15 protein-coding genes are annotated in these 18,277 nt (G+C 62.9%); 1 reads left to right on the top strand and 14 read right to left on the bottom strand.

What is annotated here, in order from left to right; genetic code table 11:
- Positions 1-8: 8 nt before the first annotated feature.
- From YQ44_RS09220 to YQ44_RS09170, 12 genes are all read right to left on the bottom strand, one after another.
- Complete coding sequence (locus YQ44_RS09220; RefSeq protein WP_071323118.1) at positions 9-437, bottom strand: hypothetical protein; 429 nt, start codon at positions 435-437, stop codon at positions 9-11.
- 67 nt (positions 438-504) lie between these two features.
- Entirely contained in the window at positions 505-2,358 is a 1,854-nt protein-coding gene (locus YQ44_RS28760) for a hypothetical protein (RefSeq protein WP_156894747.1), read from the bottom strand.
- Positions 2,359-2,474: 116 nt separating this feature from the next.
- Entirely contained in the window at positions 2,475-4,274 is a 1,800-nt protein-coding gene (locus tag YQ44_RS09210) for a hypothetical protein (RefSeq protein WP_071323116.1), read from the bottom strand.
- Complete coding sequence (locus YQ44_RS09205) at positions 4,275-5,129, bottom strand: hypothetical protein (RefSeq protein ID WP_071323115.1); 855 nt, start codon at positions 5,127-5,129, stop codon at positions 4,275-4,277.
- A gap of 680 nt (positions 5,130-5,809) precedes the next feature.
- Positions 5,810-5,971, bottom strand: coding sequence for a hypothetical protein (locus tag YQ44_RS28755; RefSeq protein WP_156894746.1), 162 nt, complete (start codon positions 5,969-5,971; stop codon positions 5,810-5,812).
- Positions 5,968-7,461 carry a hypothetical protein gene (locus YQ44_RS09200; RefSeq protein WP_232251203.1) on the bottom strand — a complete coding sequence of 498 codons (1,494 nt, stop codon included), beginning with the start codon at positions 7,459-7,461 and terminating at the stop codon, positions 5,968-5,970. The genes YQ44_RS28755 and YQ44_RS09200 overlap by 4 nt, the downstream gene beginning before the upstream one ends.
- Positions 7,458-10,760, bottom strand: coding sequence for a hypothetical protein (locus YQ44_RS09195; protein WP_156894745.1), 3,303 nt, complete (start codon positions 10,758-10,760; stop codon positions 7,458-7,460). Before YQ44_RS09195 ends, YQ44_RS09200 begins: the two co-directional genes overlap by 4 nt.
- Positions 10,747-10,950: a phage tail assembly chaperone gene (locus YQ44_RS09190; protein ID WP_071323113.1), complete on the bottom strand. Its 204-nt coding sequence runs from the start codon at positions 10,948-10,950 to the stop codon at positions 10,747-10,749. The genes YQ44_RS09195 and YQ44_RS09190 overlap by 14 nt, the downstream gene beginning before the upstream one ends.
- 140 nt (positions 10,951-11,090) lie before the next feature.
- Positions 11,091-11,534 carry a hypothetical protein gene (locus tag YQ44_RS09185; protein WP_071323112.1) on the bottom strand — a complete coding sequence of 148 codons (444 nt, stop codon included), beginning with the start codon at positions 11,532-11,534 and terminating at the stop codon, positions 11,091-11,093.
- Between the two features lie 82 nt (positions 11,535-11,616).
- Entirely contained in the window at positions 11,617-12,822 is a 1,206-nt protein-coding gene (locus tag YQ44_RS09180) for a phage tail tube protein (protein ID WP_071323111.1), read from the bottom strand.
- Between the two features lie 348 nt (positions 12,823-13,170).
- A complete protein-coding gene (locus tag YQ44_RS09175) occupies positions 13,171-13,713 on the bottom strand; it encodes a hypothetical protein (RefSeq protein ID WP_071323110.1) in 543 nt (180 codons plus the stop codon).
- Positions 13,714-13,737: 24 nt separating this feature from the next.
- Positions 13,738-14,148, bottom strand: a complete 411-nt coding sequence (locus YQ44_RS09170; RefSeq protein WP_071323109.1) for a FeoC-like transcriptional regulator — start codon at positions 14,146-14,148, stop codon at positions 13,738-13,740.
- Between the two features lie 151 nt (positions 14,149-14,299).
- On the opposite strand from YQ44_RS09170, the gene YQ44_RS09165 reads away from it, so the two are divergent.
- Positions 14,300-15,013, top strand: coding sequence for a S24 family peptidase (locus YQ44_RS09165; RefSeq protein ID WP_071323108.1), 714 nt, complete (start codon positions 14,300-14,302; stop codon positions 15,011-15,013).
- 45 nt (positions 15,014-15,058) lie between these two features.
- Here the strand turns inward: YQ44_RS09165 and YQ44_RS09160 are convergent, their stop codons facing one another.
- Positions 15,059-16,945, bottom strand: a complete 1,887-nt coding sequence (locus tag YQ44_RS09160; protein WP_071323107.1) for a propionate--CoA ligase — start codon at positions 16,943-16,945, stop codon at positions 15,059-15,061.
- 88 nt (positions 16,946-17,033) lie between these two features.
- On the bottom strand, positions 17,034-18,275 hold the full coding sequence (locus YQ44_RS09155; RefSeq protein ID WP_071323106.1) for a hypothetical protein: 1,242 nt from the start codon (positions 18,273-18,275) through the stop codon (positions 17,034-17,036).
- Between the last annotated feature and the right edge of the window lie 2 nt (positions 18,276-18,277).

Below are 18,277 nucleotides of genomic sequence, written 5' to 3'. Positions count from 1 at the left end.
GGCGCCTGTCACAGCACGCCTCGCACATCCTTGACGACAGCGGCCGCATCGGCCGCCAGTTCGCCGATATCCTTGCCGCGGCGCTTGTCGAACCAGCGCACGCAGGCGCCCAGCACCCACCAGGCGGGCAAGCCGGCCGCCACCATCAGCGGTGCGGCGATGAAGAGAAAGCCCGTGGCAGGATCGCCGCCATACAGGCCTGCCACGGTCTTCGCGCTATCGAACAGGCTGGGCCACCAGGACAGCACGGCCGCCACGAGCAACGGACCGAGAAAGGTGGAAATGATGATGCTGGAGCAAAAGCGGATGAACGCCTCCTTCGTCGACTGGGGCCACATGAACATGAAGCCCAGCGAGGTGGCGGCGGCGCCGGCCAGCACGGGCACGCCAAACAGTTTGATCAGTGCGCCGCCGGCGGCGGTGGTTTCGATGGCCATGGTTGCCTTTCAGGTGGTGGAAATGAAAAAACCCGCCGGAGCGGGTTGGGGAGAGATGGCCACGATGTCACACGACCTTGACCATCACGTAGGCCCTGCCATCGGGCTCGATCGAGATCACGCGCCCGACCGCCATGCGGTACTGCCTGTCGCTCAGGTCGTCCTCGTGCACGGCGAGGCCCTTGATGCCGACACCATCCTGCACCGCAACGATGTAGTCGCCAGGCTGCGCGCCCAGCACGTTCACCGGCACGCGACCGGCGATGGCGATGCGGTCGACCTTTTGACGCCGGGCTTCCAGGGCTGCGTCAAAGGCGGCCATGGCTTCGGCGTCCTGCTTTACAGCGGCATGGTGGGCAAGCAGCGCAGCTGCGAAGACAGCCTGCTTTTCGATCCACTCGTCTTCGGTGTCGCCGGGCTCGGTGAGCACATCTTCATATGCCGGTGGATTGGAATCGGGAACTGGCTGCTGCATGCGCACGTCCTCACGACGCACAGGCTGGGTCGGCTCGGCTCCAGCCTGTGCCAACGGGCGCGACCCGATGTCGGTGCCCCACGAATCGCCACCGACGAACGAGGGGGCCGTAGACTTGATCGAAAACATCACTGCACCGTTCCACCTGTCAGTGACTTCATTGTCAGCGGTGATGCCGACAATCTGGCCAGGAGCGACGATTCCGCAGGTGTGGCTTTTGAAAATATACTCGGCATAATCGTTGCCATTAGTATTCACCGTGCCGGGGACATTAATACTGCGGTTTGTTGTACTATTTTTACCAACAGACAATACTGCGGGTGAAAACGACCATCCGGCCTGGCCATTTGACGCAACGATCCATACGGATGGATAGGCGCCGGCATCGGTGCCAACGTACAAAACCGGATCTCCCTCGGCAACGTTGCGGCTGATATTGTGTTGCGGCCCAATGTTGGAGCTGCCCGCTTTTAACAAGGGCACATACACCTGGCCATTGCCCTGAAATCGCGCAATGTCCGCGGAAGTCGTGTTGGAATCTTTGGCGTAGGCCCTCAATGTCAGGCGAAATCCGTCTTTGTCAGACGATTCAACACCATGCCGTCCGGAAACAAACCAGCCAAAATTTCCCGCAGAATAAGAGTTGGCCAGTCCCCCGATGCCAAGGGCAGCGATACTATTGACTTGCCCAGCAGGCGTACCCGCAGGGCATGGAAGAAGGTAGGCTCCGCCGGCCGTCCAGTCGCCAATAAACAGTCCTGCATTAAGCTGTGTCGCGATTGCCGGAGCCGCGTTGGTTCCGTTTTTTGATATACCTCGCTGGCGCGGCGGATAGGCTGCTGAATTGCCGGAATCATAGACAAGCGTTCCGGCTGGCGTTGCTGCTACAGAGGCAGGATTCGCGTATGTTGTTGTCGTAAAACCCAACATATTGAAGGAGGCGGTGCCATACGTTGACGCTCTCGCGTTCAGGTATACCTCATATGTGCCGTTCGCCTGAAGATAAACTTGTATCCTCATATTAGTCGGGACAATGCCGTTAAACGTGGCGTCGTAATAAAATCCTCCCCTGACGCCCAGCAAGATCACAAAAGGAGTGCTCAAAGCGGCTGCCCAGTTGTCGTTCAAGACGCCGTCGATTCGCAGGTGTTGTGCATTGCTATCTGTATCAGCAGAAAATGTGGCAATACGATACCAAAGTCCAGTTGGGAAGTTCTGCCCGATGTAGGAGTAACCCGATTTATTTGTTACGCCCACACTGATAGGGCTTGCGGTCACAATCGAAGTATTGGGATCAATCCAGCCCGGATCCATAAACCCGTTCGGTCCTCCCAGCGGCGACATCCCTGCCTTCGGCGCATACGACGCCACCACGGCGCCGCGCCCGGCCAGCTCGTTCAGGCGCTGGATCGTATCCTTCTGTCCATAGTAAAAAAAATCACCCATTTCAATTCCTCGACTTCATTGTTATTGGCTGGCACCTGGGTTGGAGGTCGCCTGGAAAACCGGACGCCACAGGCGAAAAAAAACCCGCCGAAGCGGGCCACATTGGATTGCCGTACTCAGGCGACCTTGACGACGATGCGCGCACGGCCGTCGTCTTCGATGGCGATGACCTTGCCGATGGCGCGCATATATTGCTGGAGCGACATATCCTCCTCGCTGACGGCGATGCCGGCAATGCCTTCGCCATCCTGTACCGGCACGATGAACTGGCCGGGAACGGCACCCTGGACATTGCAGGGCACCTGGCCGGCAAATGCGATACGGTCGACCGTCTGGCGCAACGCTTCGAGTGCCTGGTCAAAGGCCAGGCCCGGTGCCTGACGCGCCGCCCACTCTTCGTCCGTTTCGCCAGGCAAGGCGACTTCGCGGTACGCAGCGGGCCTGGCCGGAATAGCCGGCGAGACCAGCGTCAGACCGTCATAGATGGCATCAACGGCAGCTTGCGCCTCGCTGACCAGCTGCGATTCGACGCCATCGAGGACACGCGTCACGGAGGCAGGACGCTGGCCAAGCTGTTGCGACCATTTGTCGCCGCCCACCATGCAGGGATCGGTGGATTTCACGGCAAACGAAATGGCGTCAGCCCAGCGATCGGTAAGCTTGCCATCCGCGCCGACGCCGATCACCTGTCCTGCCGCGACGCTGCCGCATGCAGGGGCCTTGAACATGTATTCGGCATAATCGGCGCCACTGGCATTGATCGTGCCGGCGGCATTGATGCTGCGGCCGGTAGTCTGGATGCCCACATACAGCACGGCGGTGCTCCCCGCCCATGATGCCGTGCCGGCACCAGCCAGCACCGCCAGGGTGGCCGTCGCCGGTTCGCCGGTGCGGCCCACGTACAGTATCTCTCCCGCCGGTGTCGTATCCTTGTAAATCGTATGGAGGTCGCGCGCCGCCGCGCTCGTGGAGGCGGGACCGCAGCGCATATTGCCCGGCCACGCCACCTGGCCTGTGCCGGTGATACCCAGCAACGGTGCGGAAAAATTAGCGCTGCTTTCGTCCCAGGCCCGCAGATTCATCTTGTAGCCTTGAGAATAAAGGCTGCCGGTGCCTGCGGAGGTGGACCAGAGGAAGCGGCCGGGAAACGCAGCGCCGGCTATGCCGCCGACACCCAGCGCGCCCACTTCGTAATATGTGTTTGCCAACAATGGATTGCCGCCGTTCGGCACCGACAGGCTGCTTTGCTGTCCGCCGCGTAAGCCTGCATGGATGGTTTTAGGACCATTCAACGTCGAATTAGTCTGCAACTCGACGGCTCCCGGCCGCACTGTCATGGCTGGTGCACCAGCAACGCTCAGTGCATACACCGCGATGGCATCCCACGAATCCTTGGGCGGCTCGGTGCCCAGGAATTCCAGCTTTTGCTGAAACCACATATTTGAGTCGATATAGCAGGACAGCGTGGAAAACTGCACCGCGCCCACATAGATGACGCCATCGCTGCCTATCCTGACCCCCTGGATATCGGCATGCTTGCCATCGCCGGTGCTGTACCAGGAGCCACGAATCTTGCCGTCGTTATCGCAGCGCAGCAAGATCACCGTTTCGATGCCATTGGAGCTAGTTTCATATGAGGAATAAGAAGTCGCGCCGGAAATCCGGATAGTGGCTTCGCCACCCAAGGCGGCCACATTGAACTTGGCAACACGCCACCAGCCATTGCTCAGACCAACATTTTGCTGCTGGCCCGGGCCCCGTACCGCCATGGTGATAAAGCTGGGCGTCGTGATAGGGCCAGTCATCGTGCCACCAGTCAAGGGCAAGGCGTTGTACGGCCCCGCCGCAAACGCGTCATCCATCTGGTTGAGTTTCTCGACGACATCGAGCTGGCCTGGATAAAATTTCTTGGACATTCAAATTCCTTCGATTTCAAGTGGAAAGGCATAAGTGCCGAAATACGGTGTCGTCACGGCGCCCAGATTGCTGGCCTTGCCGTACACGGTGTATTCCTGCTCCAGCACGGGATCGGGGTTTTCTGGAAACAGGCTGACCAGCATGGGCGTATGCTTGGCGTTGTCGCGCAGGATGCGCGCCAGGCGCATGCGGTCATCTGCCTGCAGGTGGCTGAGCTGCAGGGTCAGCTTGTTGCTCGTGTTTCCCTTTTGCGTCAGCAAGTCGCCCGCCTCGTTACGAAAATGCGCGCTGCTATCCTGGTTCTGCAGGCCGGCGCCATAATCGGCATTGCATTGCGGCGACCAATAGTCGCCCGCCACCAGGCGGCCAGCCTCGAGGTAGCCTTGCGGGTTCTGCCCATCGTCCAGGTCGATGACCATGTGCCGGCCCCGCGCCGGGTCGAACCACGCCACTGCCGCGGCGCCGCCGCCACCGCCCCAGGTGCCCACGCCCCCCCAGCGATAGGCATTGAAGGCAAGCGGCAGAATGCCGAAGTCGCGCGGCGCGAACGGCGCCGGTGCACACGCGCGCACCCAGCCGGTGTCCAGCACGGGCGCGCCATCGCCCGGCATGGCATACAGGCGCACGCGCATGGCACCGCCTGAAGTCAGATTGGTAAATGGAAAGGCGACGCAGCCGATGCGTTCGGCCACGGGCCAGGACAGGACAAAAGTCGCCCGCGTCCCCGTCGAGCGATAGATGTCGGTCTTGATATCGCTTTGCAGATTGCCGGCCGCCAGGTCGCCGGCCGCCGTCGAGGTGGCAAGCGTTGCCCGGTCTGCCGCGTTGTCGTAAATAATGCGAAGATTTTTCATGGAAGTCATTCAGTAGTCGTCACCGTTAATGATGTAGCACCGCTCCTCTGGGGCAAGGCATTCCAGCCGGAATTATTGTCATCCCGATACACGAACGATGTGGTCCCCTGGAAAGCCTGGAAATCTCACCGTTGGACAAAGTCCAGCCTGGGCTGTAGGCGGTAATACGAAACCGCGCATCGCTGCTCAGCCTGGCGCCATTTCCCCCGGAGCGGCAGGGCGCGGCAGAGGACATCAGATACGGAGAGCCGATGCCCGTCAGTGCCTGGCTTTGCACCGCGCCGCCTTTGGAGGTGTCGCGAAACGAGGCCAGTCGAGCTTGCGCCGGATGACGAGCATTTTTTCCGTACTGTCCCAGGTCCGGCTTGCCGCGCTGTCCCGGATGCGCACACCCACGAGCCCCGAGGCTCCCTGCCCGACCAGCCGCAAGAAACACTGGACTGTCGGTATGACAGTCCACACGGCACCACTGACAACGATTTCCCAGGTATTCGCTCCGACATTCAAAATGGAGCAGATGGCAAACCGTTGTGGCGAAAGAAGCTGGATAAACGCCATCGGCGGATGTAGCGGGTTAATGTGGTAGATGTAGTACGGGTCGGCGGAACCAGAAATAGGCGCAAAGGCGTCTGAAACATAACCGAAGGGCTGGCGTTTGCCGGTAAAAACAGCGTTTCCTATCAGTCAGGGTGATCACGCCCGGCGCCCCCGGCTCCTTCCGTATCGACGTGAAACACCAGACTGTCCGCGGACAACACCAGCAAGGCGCCCGCTTCCGGCGCCGTCAGGCGTGGCGACGCCACCTGCAGCAGCGCGTCGCGGTCATTGAGGATGGTGCTCATACGATAAACCCCACTTTCACGTGTCCCGTCAGCCAGTCAGGCGCCAGCGAGACGACCTGGGCCGGCATACCCTTGTCCATGCCGAAGCGCGGATGCGTCACCGTCACGGCCTGCCCCAGTTCCAGCGCCAGCATTTCCGCCGTGCCGTCGAATTCATAGACCGTGCGCGGCACCCGGCCAATCGCCAGGCGGCGCTGCGCCTCGGCCTCGGCATCGACGCGGCGCAGCAGCATGGTGTCCTGCTGTACCGGTTCCGCGTCGAGCCGGTAATCGGCCTGCACGCCGGCGTCCGAGCGGGTGGCCGTCAGCCATTCCGTTTCAAACAGATCCTTGTGCTGGACCGGAATACCCGTCAGCAGACCCGTTTGCAGCGTCCAGTTCTTGCAGAAACCCAGCTTGACGGATGCCGTCGGCGCGCTGCGGCTGACAGGCGTCAGGGTGCCCGCCACCATGTGCTGCGGCCCCACCTGCGCTGGCGAGCCGACGGGCGGCAGGCTGATTTGCAGCAGCCGCAGCTGCCCCAGGCGCGACATCACCAGCTGTGCGCCCAGGCTAGACGCGAGCATCTGGCAAGCGTTGAGCACATTCGTGCGACCGGCCAGGAACAGGCCGACGGCTTGCGGATGCGCGGCATCGAAAGCCGCGAGATTGCCCACGTCGAGGTCACTGTCGGCAAAGCGGTCGCCCGCCTTGCCGTAGGCAGTCGCCAGGCGCCGCACCAGCGCGGCCACCGTATTGGCGTAGGCGGCCGGACGGTCGCCCTGCACTGAAACAGTGACCGTCCCGGCGGGCGCCGCCGCCAGCGTGAACTTGCCGCTGGCGTTGTCCGCCGTGATGCGCACCGGCAGGCCGTTGTCGCGCACCTCGATGACGGCGTCGATGGCGCCGCCGTGCACCTGGTACTGCAGCAGGGCCGGATCGGCCAGCAGCGGCGTGATGTTGTGCACCTCGCCAAAAGTCAGCGGCAGCACGGCGTCCTTGTTCGGCGTCGCGCCACCCAGCTTGGCCTCGCTGACGGGCGTGTTCAGGCGCTGCAGCTTGTCGCGCAGCTTCAGGGCCAGCTTGTCGCGCCCTTTTGGCGCGATGTCGGCCACCACGCCATTGAAGATCATGCGGAAGTCGCCGCGGCGCCAGCGCGGGTCGCCGATCCAGGCGCGGATCGGCCGGTTCATCCACACGTCATCGAGCCAGCCGTCGCGGATGCCGGACGGGTTGTGGATCTCGATATCGCCCGCCGACAGGCTGGCCTCACCGCCCAGCGACAGCTGCTCGGTGAACTGCATGCCCGTCGAGACGATGGATTGGTACGCCAGGTTGGGCGGCGTATCGTCGGGCGCCGTGACATACGCGCCCGTGCTCAGAAAGCGCGTCACTTCCGTGGCGCCGCTGCGCACGGCCACCTCGATCAGCACCAGGCGGCGCGCCGAGGTGCTGCGCAGCCACGCGGTGAACTGCGCGTCGCTCATGGCCTCATTCAAGGTTTCGCTCATACTATGCTCGCTTTCGATTGACTGGCCCAGACCGAGGCCCGGGCCGCTTCCGAGGCGCCGGCCGACACCTTGTCGGCGGCGCGTTCATTGGCGTCGTAATTGCTGCTGATGATGGCGCCCGTCTGCTGGTCCTGGTCGGCGCGCAGCTGGCGCACTTCCTCGCGCAAGCCCTTGATCTCGGCCACCAGCGCTTCGTTGGCGCCGTCGCCGGCACTGAAGTAGCGCTGCATGGCTTGCGCCGCCGGCGCATCGACCACCACTTCGTCAAAAGCGGCGGCGAGCGGCATGCCGAAGCCGGCACCAAACTGCATGCCCTGCGTGATGTCGGCCTTGCCGCCGGCCCGCAATGCGGCGCCCAGCGCATCGACCGCTTCCTGGATGCCCACCGCCGTCTTGTTGAGATTGATCAACTGGCCCACCTGCGTGTCGAGCGCCGTCAACTGCTTCTGCGCATCGCTCATCTGCGTGCCGGCAATCGCCGCCAGCGCCGCCAGGTCGGCCTGCACCCGCGCCGCATCGGCGGCATAGGAATCGCTCGACGATTTCACCACCTGGTTCGCCGTCAGGTAGGCGGTGGCCGCCGCCGTGAGCGCCGACTGCGCCGCCGCGTCGCCCGTCTTCGCCTTGGCCAGCGTTTCCTCATACTGGCGCTGCGCCTCGGCCATTTTCTGCATCGGCGTCAGGGTCGACAGGCTGCCCAGCAGCAGCGAATCCTTGAAGGAGCGTATGCTGTCGGAGAACGTCTTCAGGCGGTCGATGGTGGATTTGAGGGCCGACGACTCCGTTTCATAGGCGCTGGCGATGTCCTGTCGCGCCTGGAGCTGGTCATACAAGGCCAGATTCGTCGCATCGACCGCTGTACGCTCCCTGGCACGCAATTGCGCCGAGGTCATCGTCATTTCGTCGAGCTTCGCCTGAATTCCCTTGCGTTCGTCGGCAATGCCCTGCTCCGATTTGCTCAGGTCTTCCGTCGCCGCATGCGTCTTCGCAAACGCATCGGCCAACGCCATCAGGCCCGCATACTGCTCGGCGCCCGTCTTGGTGGCCAATGCGCCGGAACTGGCCAGCTGCAGCACCGTGTCCTTGAACTGCGCACGCGTGGTCACGCTGGCATAACCCAGGGCGGCCATTTGCTCCGTCACATGCTTTTGCACCGGCGCCAGGCGCTCGGCTTCGGTCAGATAATTCTCGGCAAAGGCATTGGTCTTGTCGGCCAGACCATCAATGCCGCCCGTCAGTTCGAGCAGGCGTTCGCGCGCCTTGATACTCGACATACCGGTGGCGCCAAACGTCGCGCCGATGGAGGCGAGGATGGAATCGAGATTGGCGTAGTTGGTGGCGATGCGGGTCAGCGTCTGAAGATAGCCTTCGCCCGCTTTCTGAAAACTGCTGATTTCAGGTGCTACCACGGTAGCCATCTGATCACCTAGCTTGCTGAAAACCGCCTCAAGTTCATCTTTGATTTCGCTGCTGCTCAACCCCTTGAAGCTGATCAGGCCGATATCGAGCGCCATCGCATTCAATTTCGCCACCGCGCCGCTGCCACTCAAGCCCAGTAAATCGATGGCTTCCATGGCGCCGGCTCGCAAGGAACCTATCGTCAGGCTGAATTGCTTGAGCAACGTGCCTTCGAGAACAACATCATTGCGCTTGGTACGCGAACTGCTGCCAATACCAAAGAAACCACTACTCTTCTTCTCGACATCGGCATACCCTTTCGCCTGGAACTGGCCATCCGATGCAGAACCGACAGTCTGGCCAGCAATGACATTGATCCCGCTATCCTTGATCGTCGTACTTTTAGCGCCGATGCCTAGCACGCCGGAGGACGAGCCAACGCCGTACGCCTTCTCGTCAATGGCAGTGGCACGCAAGCCACTGGTCCGCGCTACCATGTCCGCCATGCCGCCGATATTGTCGCGGATCGACAGCAGCGCACGCAACATGCCCGCCGTATGCGACAATTCGATTGCCGAATTTTGATTCGCCAGTTCGATCGACTTGGCAATGGAGTTGGATTTGGCGCTGCTGTCACCCAGCACGGTGCCAGTTCCCGCAGCTGCCTGGCGGTCTTTGGCCGTCGTATCCACCCCTCCACCACCTCCGATACCACCCATGACCTTGGCGCCAATCGCCAGCACGGCTGCGAGCGTCGCCGCTCCAGCAGCGATATTCAAGGGAAAAGGCAAGGAGGCGATCGCCTTGACGACGGCGGTAACGCCCCACGCACTCGCCTCTTCCGCGGCCAACCCCACCGACAGCGTGGATGCTCCCGCCTCGCCAGCGGCCTTTGCCGTATTCAACGACAGGTTGGCCGCGACTTCACCTTCCTTGAAAAAGATCTTTTTGGCCATGGCTTCGACTGCCATCGCCAGTTCGACCGCGCGGAAGGTCTTTTCGGCCATTTCCATAACCTTGTAACCTGTAGAATTTTCTTTGAAATACCCCTTGGCGGCGGAACTCATCTCCTTCAGACCAGTAACTTTCGCCCGGGCCTGGGCGGTTTCCGCCTTTTCGGTAGCAGTGGCAATCTTTGCCGCTTTCTCGCTATCGGTACCAGTAGAAGCATTGGCTGTCTTTACCGACGCGGCCAGCTCGAACTGGATTTCATCCTGGGCCTTTCGATAAGTCACCAGCGCAGACGTCATGCCGCCTATCGCCTTGCCCACATTACCAAACGCTTTTTCCAGCTTGCTGCCAAATAAAGTCGCTGTCGCAGCGGCTTCCTTCCATTCAGCATCGCTGAACCGGCGCGCCGGATCGGCCTTGGCTTTGGGCACATCCTTTTTGACATCCGGCGCGGCATCGGACTGCAATCGCAATGGACGTGCGACATCATCGATATAGGTCTGGTAGCTGACTGCTTGCTGTGCCGCTCCCGTTTTTTTCGCACCCGTTGCGGCCGCAGCCGCGGGCAGATACCCACTCCCCAGACTATCGACACGCTTTTGAGCCGCTGTCGCTGCATCGCGCTGATTCTCATACCATGTGCCGAGCGCTTTGGCCGCAAGCGCCTGCTCGCGCGTCATTGCCAACTGCGCGCGCAGCGCCAAGGTACTCAGGCTGATTTCGCTATTGACCGAGCGGGTACGCTCCTCCAGGCTCAAATTGGCGGCGGCCAGGTCGCTCACCGCCTGCGTCCCCGCCTTTACTTCCGCCGTGTTCACGGCAATCTTTAACTCAGTTATCTCTGGCATGGTTGGCCCATAAAAAAGGCCGCGCATGGCGGCCTGGTTGGAAAATGCCAGCAGGCTTGCCGGCGGCGTGGTGCGCGGTGGCGCACTGCTACGCCTTCTCATGCTGGTGCGACAAAAACAGCGCGTCGAGCTGGTCCAGCAACTGGTGCTCGAACGGCTCGATGGCGATGGCGTGCCGCGCCTGCCAGGCGAGGATTTCCGTGCTGGCGATGGGATTGACGGCCATGCCGTTCTGCCGCTTGCGGTTCAATTGCGCAAACCACTCCCACACGTGGGCCAGCTCGAACGGCATGCTCGGCGCCTCCGGTTCCGGTGGCGCGCGGTACAGCGGATGGCGCCGGGCGGCGTCGATATGCTCGCCCTTGGCGTGGCCATCGGCCGCGCGCGCGCCGCGCTCGAACTGGTGGCCGGCGTAGCGCAGCAGGCTGGCCGTCAGAGTTTCAAAAAATTCGACTCGTTTTCCAGCGCCGTCGTGACTTTTTCCTGCCAGGTCGGGTACTTCTCGAAGGCCGCTTCCAGCAGCGCGGCGTCGAGCGGCACGGGCGCTCCATTGCTGGTGAAGCCGTACCAGCCCGTGACCACGGCCAGCGCCAGGCGCTTCTGGTTGCCGTCGATGGCTTGCACCAGCAGTTCGGCGCCTTCGTCGGTGGAAGCGTCGATGGCCGTCTTGCGGCGCGCCGATTTCTTGTAGCCTTCGGCGCGCACGGCATTGTTGGCCACGCGGTATTGCTCGCTGTTCTTGCCGACGATGGTCAGGCCGGCCACCGCTTCGCCGTCCGCGTCGAAGATGACGGGCACGTCGAACGTGACGGGAGCGGCCACCGCGTTGATGTTGCCAATGTCGAAACCTGCCTGGATTTTTTGTGCGTTGTTCATGTGTGCCGCTTTCTGAATGAATTCAATGGGATAAAAGGTAAAAGGGCCGCCTGATGGCGGCCCCAAAGCAGGCGTTGGCCGCTTACAGCGCGCTGTCCTGGATGGTCAGCGTGGTCGCTTCATGCTGCGCATCGGCGCCCTTGTAGCGCAGGACGTCGAAGGCGCAGGTGACGATCTTGTTTTTCTCGCCATCGTCGATCTTGGCCGAAGTGATCTTGATGCGGCCCATGGCCAGCGCCAGCACGTCGGCGGTCGGCGCCGTGCCCGACGCCATGGCGTAGGCCAGCGGAATTTCCGTCTCGGCCTTGAAGTAGTCGAGGTAGGTGGCGTCCTGCAGCAGCACCGTGAACTGGCCCGAGCCCATCACCTTGCCGCGCGAGGCTGCCGTGGCGTACTTGGAGCCGATCACGGGATCGACCTTGACCTGGCCATCGAGCGAGACCGACATGCCGGTGCAGATCTGCGACGGAATGCCGTTCACCGACAGCATCGCCGTGGCGCCCGAGAATTTGCCGGTGCCCGGCGCGGCCAGGGGCGCGGCAAAATGCGGCACGGCCGTGGTCGGGCCTTCCGCCTTGCCCATCAGGGTGAAGTCCAGGCTGGTGATGCCGTTCGGCTGCACGGCGATATCCATCTTGCTGACCAGTTGATCGACGAAGCTGCGGTGCACGCCGATGTTCGGGTCCTGCACTTCGGCCGTGAACCAGTCGGTGGTGTGGCCGCTCAGTGGAGTGAAGCTGCGCTTGCCCGCTGCCGCCACGCCGACCGAGTCGCCGGCCGCCTTGACGATCATCGCCGAACCATCCATGAACTGGCCATTCAGGTTGGTGGCCGTGACGGAGGTCACGAAGAAGTTCTTCGCGTTGTTGGCGGCCGCTGGCGCCGTCATGCCGGTGATGCGCACCACGCTGCCGGCGCGGAAACCGTCGGCCAGCCAGGAGCCGGCGCTGCGGATCAGGCCCGTGGCGACGGCGGCGATGGTGGTCTGCGCGGCAGCGACGCCGCCGGCCGTGAAGTCGCGGCGCAGCAGCGCGGCCATCAGCGGCGCATACGTACCGCACGCCGCTTCCGCCTTGATGGCGCCCGAGGTGCGGAAGTTACCCAGGCGGGTATCGCCCTGCTGCTGGCTGGCGTCGATTTCGGCGCTCGCGTACTTGTCCGCTTCCGTGTCGAAGGTGGCCGTGACGCGGGGATAGATCTGGCCGCCGCCGGCTGCGGCCTTGCTGCCTTCCGCGGTTTGTTTGCTGATAACGATCAAGCTGTCGATGCCGTTTGCTGTCGATGCCATAAGTAATACCTTTCGTGGGATGAAAAAAAAGACCGCAGATGCGGTCTTGGGAGGGAACTGCCAATAATCAGGAAGACAAATGAAAAGCCCGCTCGCGGTGAGGCGGCGGGCTGGCGTCCGGACGGCACGGGGCCGTGCCGGACGAAAGATGGGCGAAGTGGGCCATGAAGGCGGTTCGCTGCGCTGATTTCCCCTATCGGTGTCGCACCAGAGGTGCGTCTATTACGAGTGGAGAAGCATGTGGTCTTGCGGTGCTGCGGTACGACATGTGTTGCTGCTGTTACTGCCTGAACGAGACTCTATTGTAGGGGTGTTTTTTTCATCGCCAGGCATATTGCAGAATTTTTTTCAGTGTCCCAGCCGGCGCATGGCACGTGCGCCGTGCGACTGGAAGATACCTTCCAGTTCGCTGACCATGTCCTTGATGCGTTCCAGCTCGAAGCCGCCGGAGCAGCTGATGGCCGCCTCGCCGCCGCCATGGCAGGCCTTGCAGACGACAGGCATGCCCACCGGCACGGCGGCGACGATTCCCGTGCCATGGCATACCTTGCATTTGCTGTCGAGCCAGTGCGCGAGCGAGGCCTCGGCCACGCGGCGGTACAACGTATTGGCCGCCTGCGCATCCCAGGCCGTATGCGCCTTGACCCAGCGCCGCGCGCGGCCTTTTGCCGTGACGGCCGCCGTCCATGCGCGCAGCAGCTGCGCCAGGTTGCCGGCATTGCCCTCGAACAGGCGGCTGACGGTGCCATCCGCATACTTGACGCGGCACAGCAAGGCGCCCATGTCGCCGGCCAGCGCCGCCGCCGCGATGACATCCAGGTCGTGGTGGACGGCATCGTCGCGCAAATTCTGCGATGACAGCGATGCGATGAATTTTTCTGCAAACCCCATGATTTCTCCTCGTTGATGCTTGTATTAGTTACTCGCCGGGCCGAACAGCGCCGCCACCAGCGGATCACGGCTGGCCGTGCCGCGTGGCCAGCTGGCCGTGCGGCGCACCTGCGGCGGCAATTCGGCCCAGCCGTCGACTTCGTCGTCCTGCTCGCCCGGCGCATACAGGGCGGGCCGCTGGCGCCCCGGTTCCGTGCAGTGGCGCTGCGCCAGGTGGATCTGCCCCATGCCGCACATGTGGCGCAAATAGCGGCTCATGGTGCCCGCATCGAGTCCCAGCAAGGCGGACAATTGCGCCGCGCTGGCCTGGCCCTGCTCGCGGATGTACTGTGCGATGCGGGCGATATGCAGCTGCGACTTCTTGCTGCGTCCCTGTAACTGGCGCCCCTGCCGCGGCGCCGCCCTGCTTTCAACTATCTGACTGCTGTTCAACATCTGCCTGACCTCCCGTGGTGTCGCCAGCCGGCAGACGCTCTTGTGCGAATTTGCGACAGGCAACAGGTAGACTTTATCAATCGCTAATGTTAAAGTCAAGCATTTGGTAATTTATCAAACGGTAAATTTCAGGTTTAATGTGGAGATGAATATGTATCAATACAGACGCGATCGCCTGCTGGCCCTGATACGCGAGCGCTACGACAATACGCGCAAGAAAATTTCCGATGCCAGCGGCTGGAGCGAGGCGCGCATCTCGCAAATCCTTTCGCCCACCTACCGCGAAGGCCGCGCCTTCAGCGAAAAGATCGCGCGCAAGCTGGAAGCCGACCTGCAACTGGAAGCCATGTACTTCGACCAGGGCGCGGCGCCCGACCAGGCGGCCATGGCGGCGCGCGCGCTGGCCGGCGCACAGCCCGTGGTGGTGGAAGATGGCGAAGATGAACGCTTCTACCCGATCCGCAAGGTCAAGCTGCGCCTGTCGGCCGGCATCACGGGCTTTGCCATCGAGCCGGAAACGCACGACGGCAGCACCATCAGCGTGCCGCGCAGCTGGGTCGAGCGCAACGGCTACCACCCTGAAAAACTGGTGGCCATCAAGGTCAAGGGCGAGAGCATGGAGCCGGCCCTGTACGAGGACGACGTGGTGATCATCAACACGGCCGACAGCCGGCCAGCCGACGGCGTGGTGTTTGCCATCAACTACGAAGGCGAGCCGGTGGTCAAGCGCATGGCGCGCGATATCGGCGAATGGTGGCTGACGTCGGACAACCCGGACCAGCGCAAATACCACCGCAAGCTGTGCCGCGGCAACGAATGCCTGATCGTCGGGCGCGTCGTGCGCAAGGAAAGCGACCGGATTTGATACCGAAATTTACCGATTGATAAATTCCGGTATCGTCGTGCGCCGTCAAGCGAGTGCGGCGGCGATCTGCTGCAGCGAGGACGGGTCTTCGATCGACGTCAGGTCGCCCGGGCTGCGCCCTTCGCAGATGGCCTGGATCGAGCGGCGCAGCAGCTTGCCCGAACGCGTCTTCGGCAGCTGTGACACGAACAGCACGCGCGCGGGCCGCGCCACGGCGCCCAGCTGGCGGTCGACGACGGCCATCACTTCGCGTTCCAGCAGCGCCTTCGCTTCGATGCTGTCGACGCCCTGCGGGTTTTTCAGGATGACGAAAGCCATCGCCACCTGGCCCTTGAGCTTGTCCTCCATGCCCACCACGGCCACTTCCGACACGTTCGGATGGCTGGAGATGCTTTCCTCGATTTCGCGCGTGCCCAGGCGGTGGCCGGCCACGTTGATCACGTCGTCCGTGCGCCCCAGGATGAAGTAGTAGCCGTCCGCGTCGCGCAGGCCCCAGTCGAACGTGGAATACACTTGCCGCTCGCTGAAGGTGGACCAGTAGGTGTCGACGAAGCGCTCGTCGTCGCCGTACACGGTCTGCATGCAGCCGGGCGGCAGCGGGCCTTCCAGCACCAGCACGCCCTTCTCGTTGGCGCCGCACTCCCCGCCCGTCGCCTCGTTGAGCAGCTTGACCCGGTAGCCGTACATGGCCAGGCCGGGGCTGCCCAGGCGCGTCGGCGTGTCCGCCACGCCTTTCGCCACCGACAGGATGGGCCAGCCCGTCTCCGTCTGCCAGTAGTTGTCGATGATGTCCACTTTCAGCTCGTCGGCGATCCATTGCGAGGTGGTTTCGTCCAGCGGCTCGCCCGCCAGGTACAGCGCCTTCAGCGACGACAGGTCGTGCTTGCGCATCAGTTCCACCGGATGCTTGCGCAATACGCGGATGGCCGTCGGCGCCGAAAACATGCGCGTGACCCTGTATTTTTCAACGATGCTCCACCAGATGCCCGCATCGGGGCAAATCGGCAAGCCTTCGTACAGGATGGTGGCCATGCCGGCGATCAGCGGCCCGTACACGATGTAGGAGTGGCCCACCACCCAGCCGATATCCGAGGTGGCGAAGAAGGTTTCGCCCGGCTTGCCGCAAAACGTGTACTGCATCGACGACGCCAGCGCCACCGCATAGCCGCCCACGTCGCGCTGCACGCCCTTCGGCTTGCCCGTCGTGCCCGAGGTGTACAGCACGTACGAGGGTTCGTTCGATTCGAGCCAGGTGACGGGCACGCGCGCATCGAGGTGCTGCTGGCGCAGCGCGGCGTAATCGGCGTCGCGGCCCGGCACCAGTTCCATCGGCACGAGATGGCGGTCGACCAGCAGCACGTGCCGCGGCTGGTGCGCGGCCAGGCGGATCGCTTCGTCGAGCAGCGGCTTGTAGGCGATCGCCTTGCCATTGCGCGAGCCGGCATCGGCGGAAAACACCAGCTTGGGCTGCGCGTCGTCGATGCGGCTGGCCAGGCTGTTGGCGGCAAAGCCGCCGAAGACGACGGAATGGACGGCGCCGATGCGGGCGCAGGCCAGCATGGCGAACGCCGCCTCGGCGATCATCGGCATGTAGATCAGCACCCGGTCGCCCCTGGCGACACCCAGCGATTGCAGGATGGCGGCGCAGCGCTCCACTTCGCGCTGCAGCTCGCGGTAGCTGTAGGTGCGCTCGGTATTGGTCTCGGTGGAAATGGCGATCAGCGCCGCCGCGTCGCCCTGGCTATCGACCCAGCGGTCAACGGCGTTGTGGCACAAATTGGTGGTGCCGTCCACGAACCATCTGGCAAATGGCGGACGCGAGTAATCGAGTACTTGCGAAAACGGGGTATGCCAGTCGATCCTGTCCGCTTCCTCGCGCCAGAAAGCGTCAGGCGTGTCGATCGAGCGTTGATAAAATGCCGCGAAATCCATGTCTCCTCCGGTATGCATATAATTGATTTGGTCTATTTTCCTGCGTATGCGTATTTCTGCTATCTGCGACCCAGTGCCTCCTCCACCATCACTCCCCTTGTACTCCTGATTCCTTAAAGCGGCTGCGCCGCGCGGCAAACAGCTGCCTTGACGACAGGAACAGCCCCGGCTGCGCCGCCGCGCAGGCGACGCGCTCGGCCGCGATCCTGTCGCGGTTGGCGGCCAGGGTGGCGCCATCGAGCGCCATGCCGAACCGGCCATCTGCCAGCGTGTTTTGCCGCATCACGCGCTGCAGCACGATATCGCCCAGCGCCTTCTTGAAATGCCCGGCTTCCCAGTACCAGCGCGTGGCCGCGCCGCGCTCAGCGGCCGCCGGTATGCGCTCGCAGTTGTAAACGCCAAAGCCGCTGAAATCGGCCAGCGTGAGCCGCGCGGCCGGGTACTGCTCCTTTACCATGCCGACTTCGCGCACCAGCCGGGTCTTCCACTGCTCGAACAGGGGCCACAGGCCCGCCGCCTCGACCATGGCAAGCAATTGCGCGTGATACGGATAAATCACCAGCCGGATATCGGCCTGCGTGGCCGCCATCGCCAGCAGGAAGGCGCGCAGCGCCTGGAAGTCTTCGTTGGCAAGGCCGCGCGTGGATTTCTTCCGGAAACTGGCCGCGTTTTCCTGCGCCCGCTGGGTAAACAGCTTGTGGTAGCCATCCTGGCGCACATGCGCGCCATATTCCAGCAAGGGATTGTAGCCATCGGCCGAGATGGTGGCCGCTTCCCCGTCATGCTGGATGCGCAAGGTATGCGCGGCATCGCGCAGGGTCGCCAGCGAGAACAGCGCATCGAAGCGCCAGTATGCGCCGCCATGCGCGGGCGGCGCGGCCGCCGTCACGGGGCGCGCAGGCTGCGCGGCCGCCGGATTGAGAAAATCGATGAATTCCATGCCGACGATGACCGTGCGCGGCTTGACGCCCGCCTGCACCAGTTGCGCGAACTGGCGGGCGGACGTGGCCAGCCCGGTGCCGGGAATGGCCAGGTTGTAGCCGGCGCCGCCATGCCCTGAAAAGGCGCCGGCGCGCGGGTCGAAACCGATCTCGGCGCGGGAGTTGCCGAGGATGATGAATTGCGGCCGCAGGCGCAGCGCATGCTCGTGCTTGATCTGGCTCTGGTAGCGGGTCAGGCCCGGCTTGACGGCATTGAAATTGTCGCGCCGGACCACGCCGTACAGCCCGTACGGGTCGACGATGACCACGAAGGCGCAGACGGCAACGGCGCCCGTCCACAGCAGCAGCGCCAGCGCGACCAGATAAGACTTGAAGGGGGATCTCGTCATAT

It is taken from the genome of Janthinobacterium sp. 1_2014MBL_MicDiv (assembly GCF_001865675.1).
In the GTDB taxonomy this organism is placed as follows: Bacteria; Pseudomonadota; Gammaproteobacteria; order Burkholderiales; family Burkholderiaceae_D; genus Janthinobacterium.
Note: the sequence above shows the minus strand (reverse complement) of the source record. Positions and strands in the feature narration are given on the sequence as shown.

What these genes read in the sequence shown, in the direction of transcription:
- YQ44_RS09220 (WP_071323118.1), bottom strand. Translation starts at nt 437, where the DNA reads ATGGCCATCGAAACCACCGCCGCCGGCGGCGCACTGATCAAACTGTTT.
- YQ44_RS28760 (WP_156894747.1), bottom strand. Translation starts at nt 2,358, where the DNA reads ATGGGTGATTTTTTTTACTATGGACAGAAGGATACGATCCAGCGCCTG.
- YQ44_RS09210 (WP_071323116.1), bottom strand. Translation starts at nt 4,274, where the DNA reads ATGTCCAAGAAATTTTATCCAGGCCAGCTCGATGTCGTCGAGAAACTC.
- YQ44_RS09205 (WP_071323115.1), bottom strand. Translation starts at nt 5,129, where the DNA reads ATGAAAAATCTTCGCATTATTTACGACAACGCGGCAGACCGGGCAACG.
- YQ44_RS28755 (WP_156894746.1), bottom strand. Translation starts at nt 5,971, where the DNA reads ATGAGCACCATCCTCAATGACCGCGACGCGCTGCTGCAGGTGGCGTCG.
- YQ44_RS09200 (WP_232251203.1), bottom strand. Translation starts at nt 7,461, where the DNA reads ATGAGCGAAACCTTGAATGAGGCCATGAGCGACGCGCAGTTCACCGCG.
- YQ44_RS09195 (WP_156894745.1), bottom strand. Translation starts at nt 10,760, where the DNA reads ATGAGAAGGCGTAGCAGTGCGCCACCGCGCACCACGCCGCCGGCAAGC.
- YQ44_RS09190 (WP_071323113.1), bottom strand. Translation starts at nt 10,950, where the DNA reads ATGCCGTTCGAGCTGGCCCACGTGTGGGAGTGGTTTGCGCAATTGAAC.
- YQ44_RS09185 (WP_071323112.1), bottom strand. Translation starts at nt 11,534, where the DNA reads ATGAACAACGCACAAAAAATCCAGGCAGGTTTCGACATTGGCAACATC.
- YQ44_RS09180 (WP_071323111.1), bottom strand. Translation starts at nt 12,822, where the DNA reads ATGGCATCGACAGCAAACGGCATCGACAGCTTGATCGTTATCAGCAAA.
- YQ44_RS09175 (WP_071323110.1), bottom strand. Translation starts at nt 13,713, where the DNA reads ATGGGGTTTGCAGAAAAATTCATCGCATCGCTGTCATCGCAGAATTTG.
- YQ44_RS09170 (WP_071323109.1), bottom strand. Translation starts at nt 14,148, where the DNA reads ATGTTGAACAGCAGTCAGATAGTTGAAAGCAGGGCGGCGCCGCGGCAG.
- YQ44_RS09165 (WP_071323108.1), top strand. Translation starts at nt 14,300, where the DNA reads ATGTATCAATACAGACGCGATCGCCTGCTGGCCCTGATACGCGAGCGC.
- YQ44_RS09160 (WP_071323107.1), bottom strand. Translation starts at nt 16,945, where the DNA reads ATGGATTTCGCGGCATTTTATCAACGCTCGATCGACACGCCTGACGCT.
- YQ44_RS09155 (WP_071323106.1), bottom strand. Translation starts at nt 18,275, where the DNA reads ATGACGAGATCCCCCTTCAAGTCTTATCTGGTCGCGCTGGCGCTGCTG.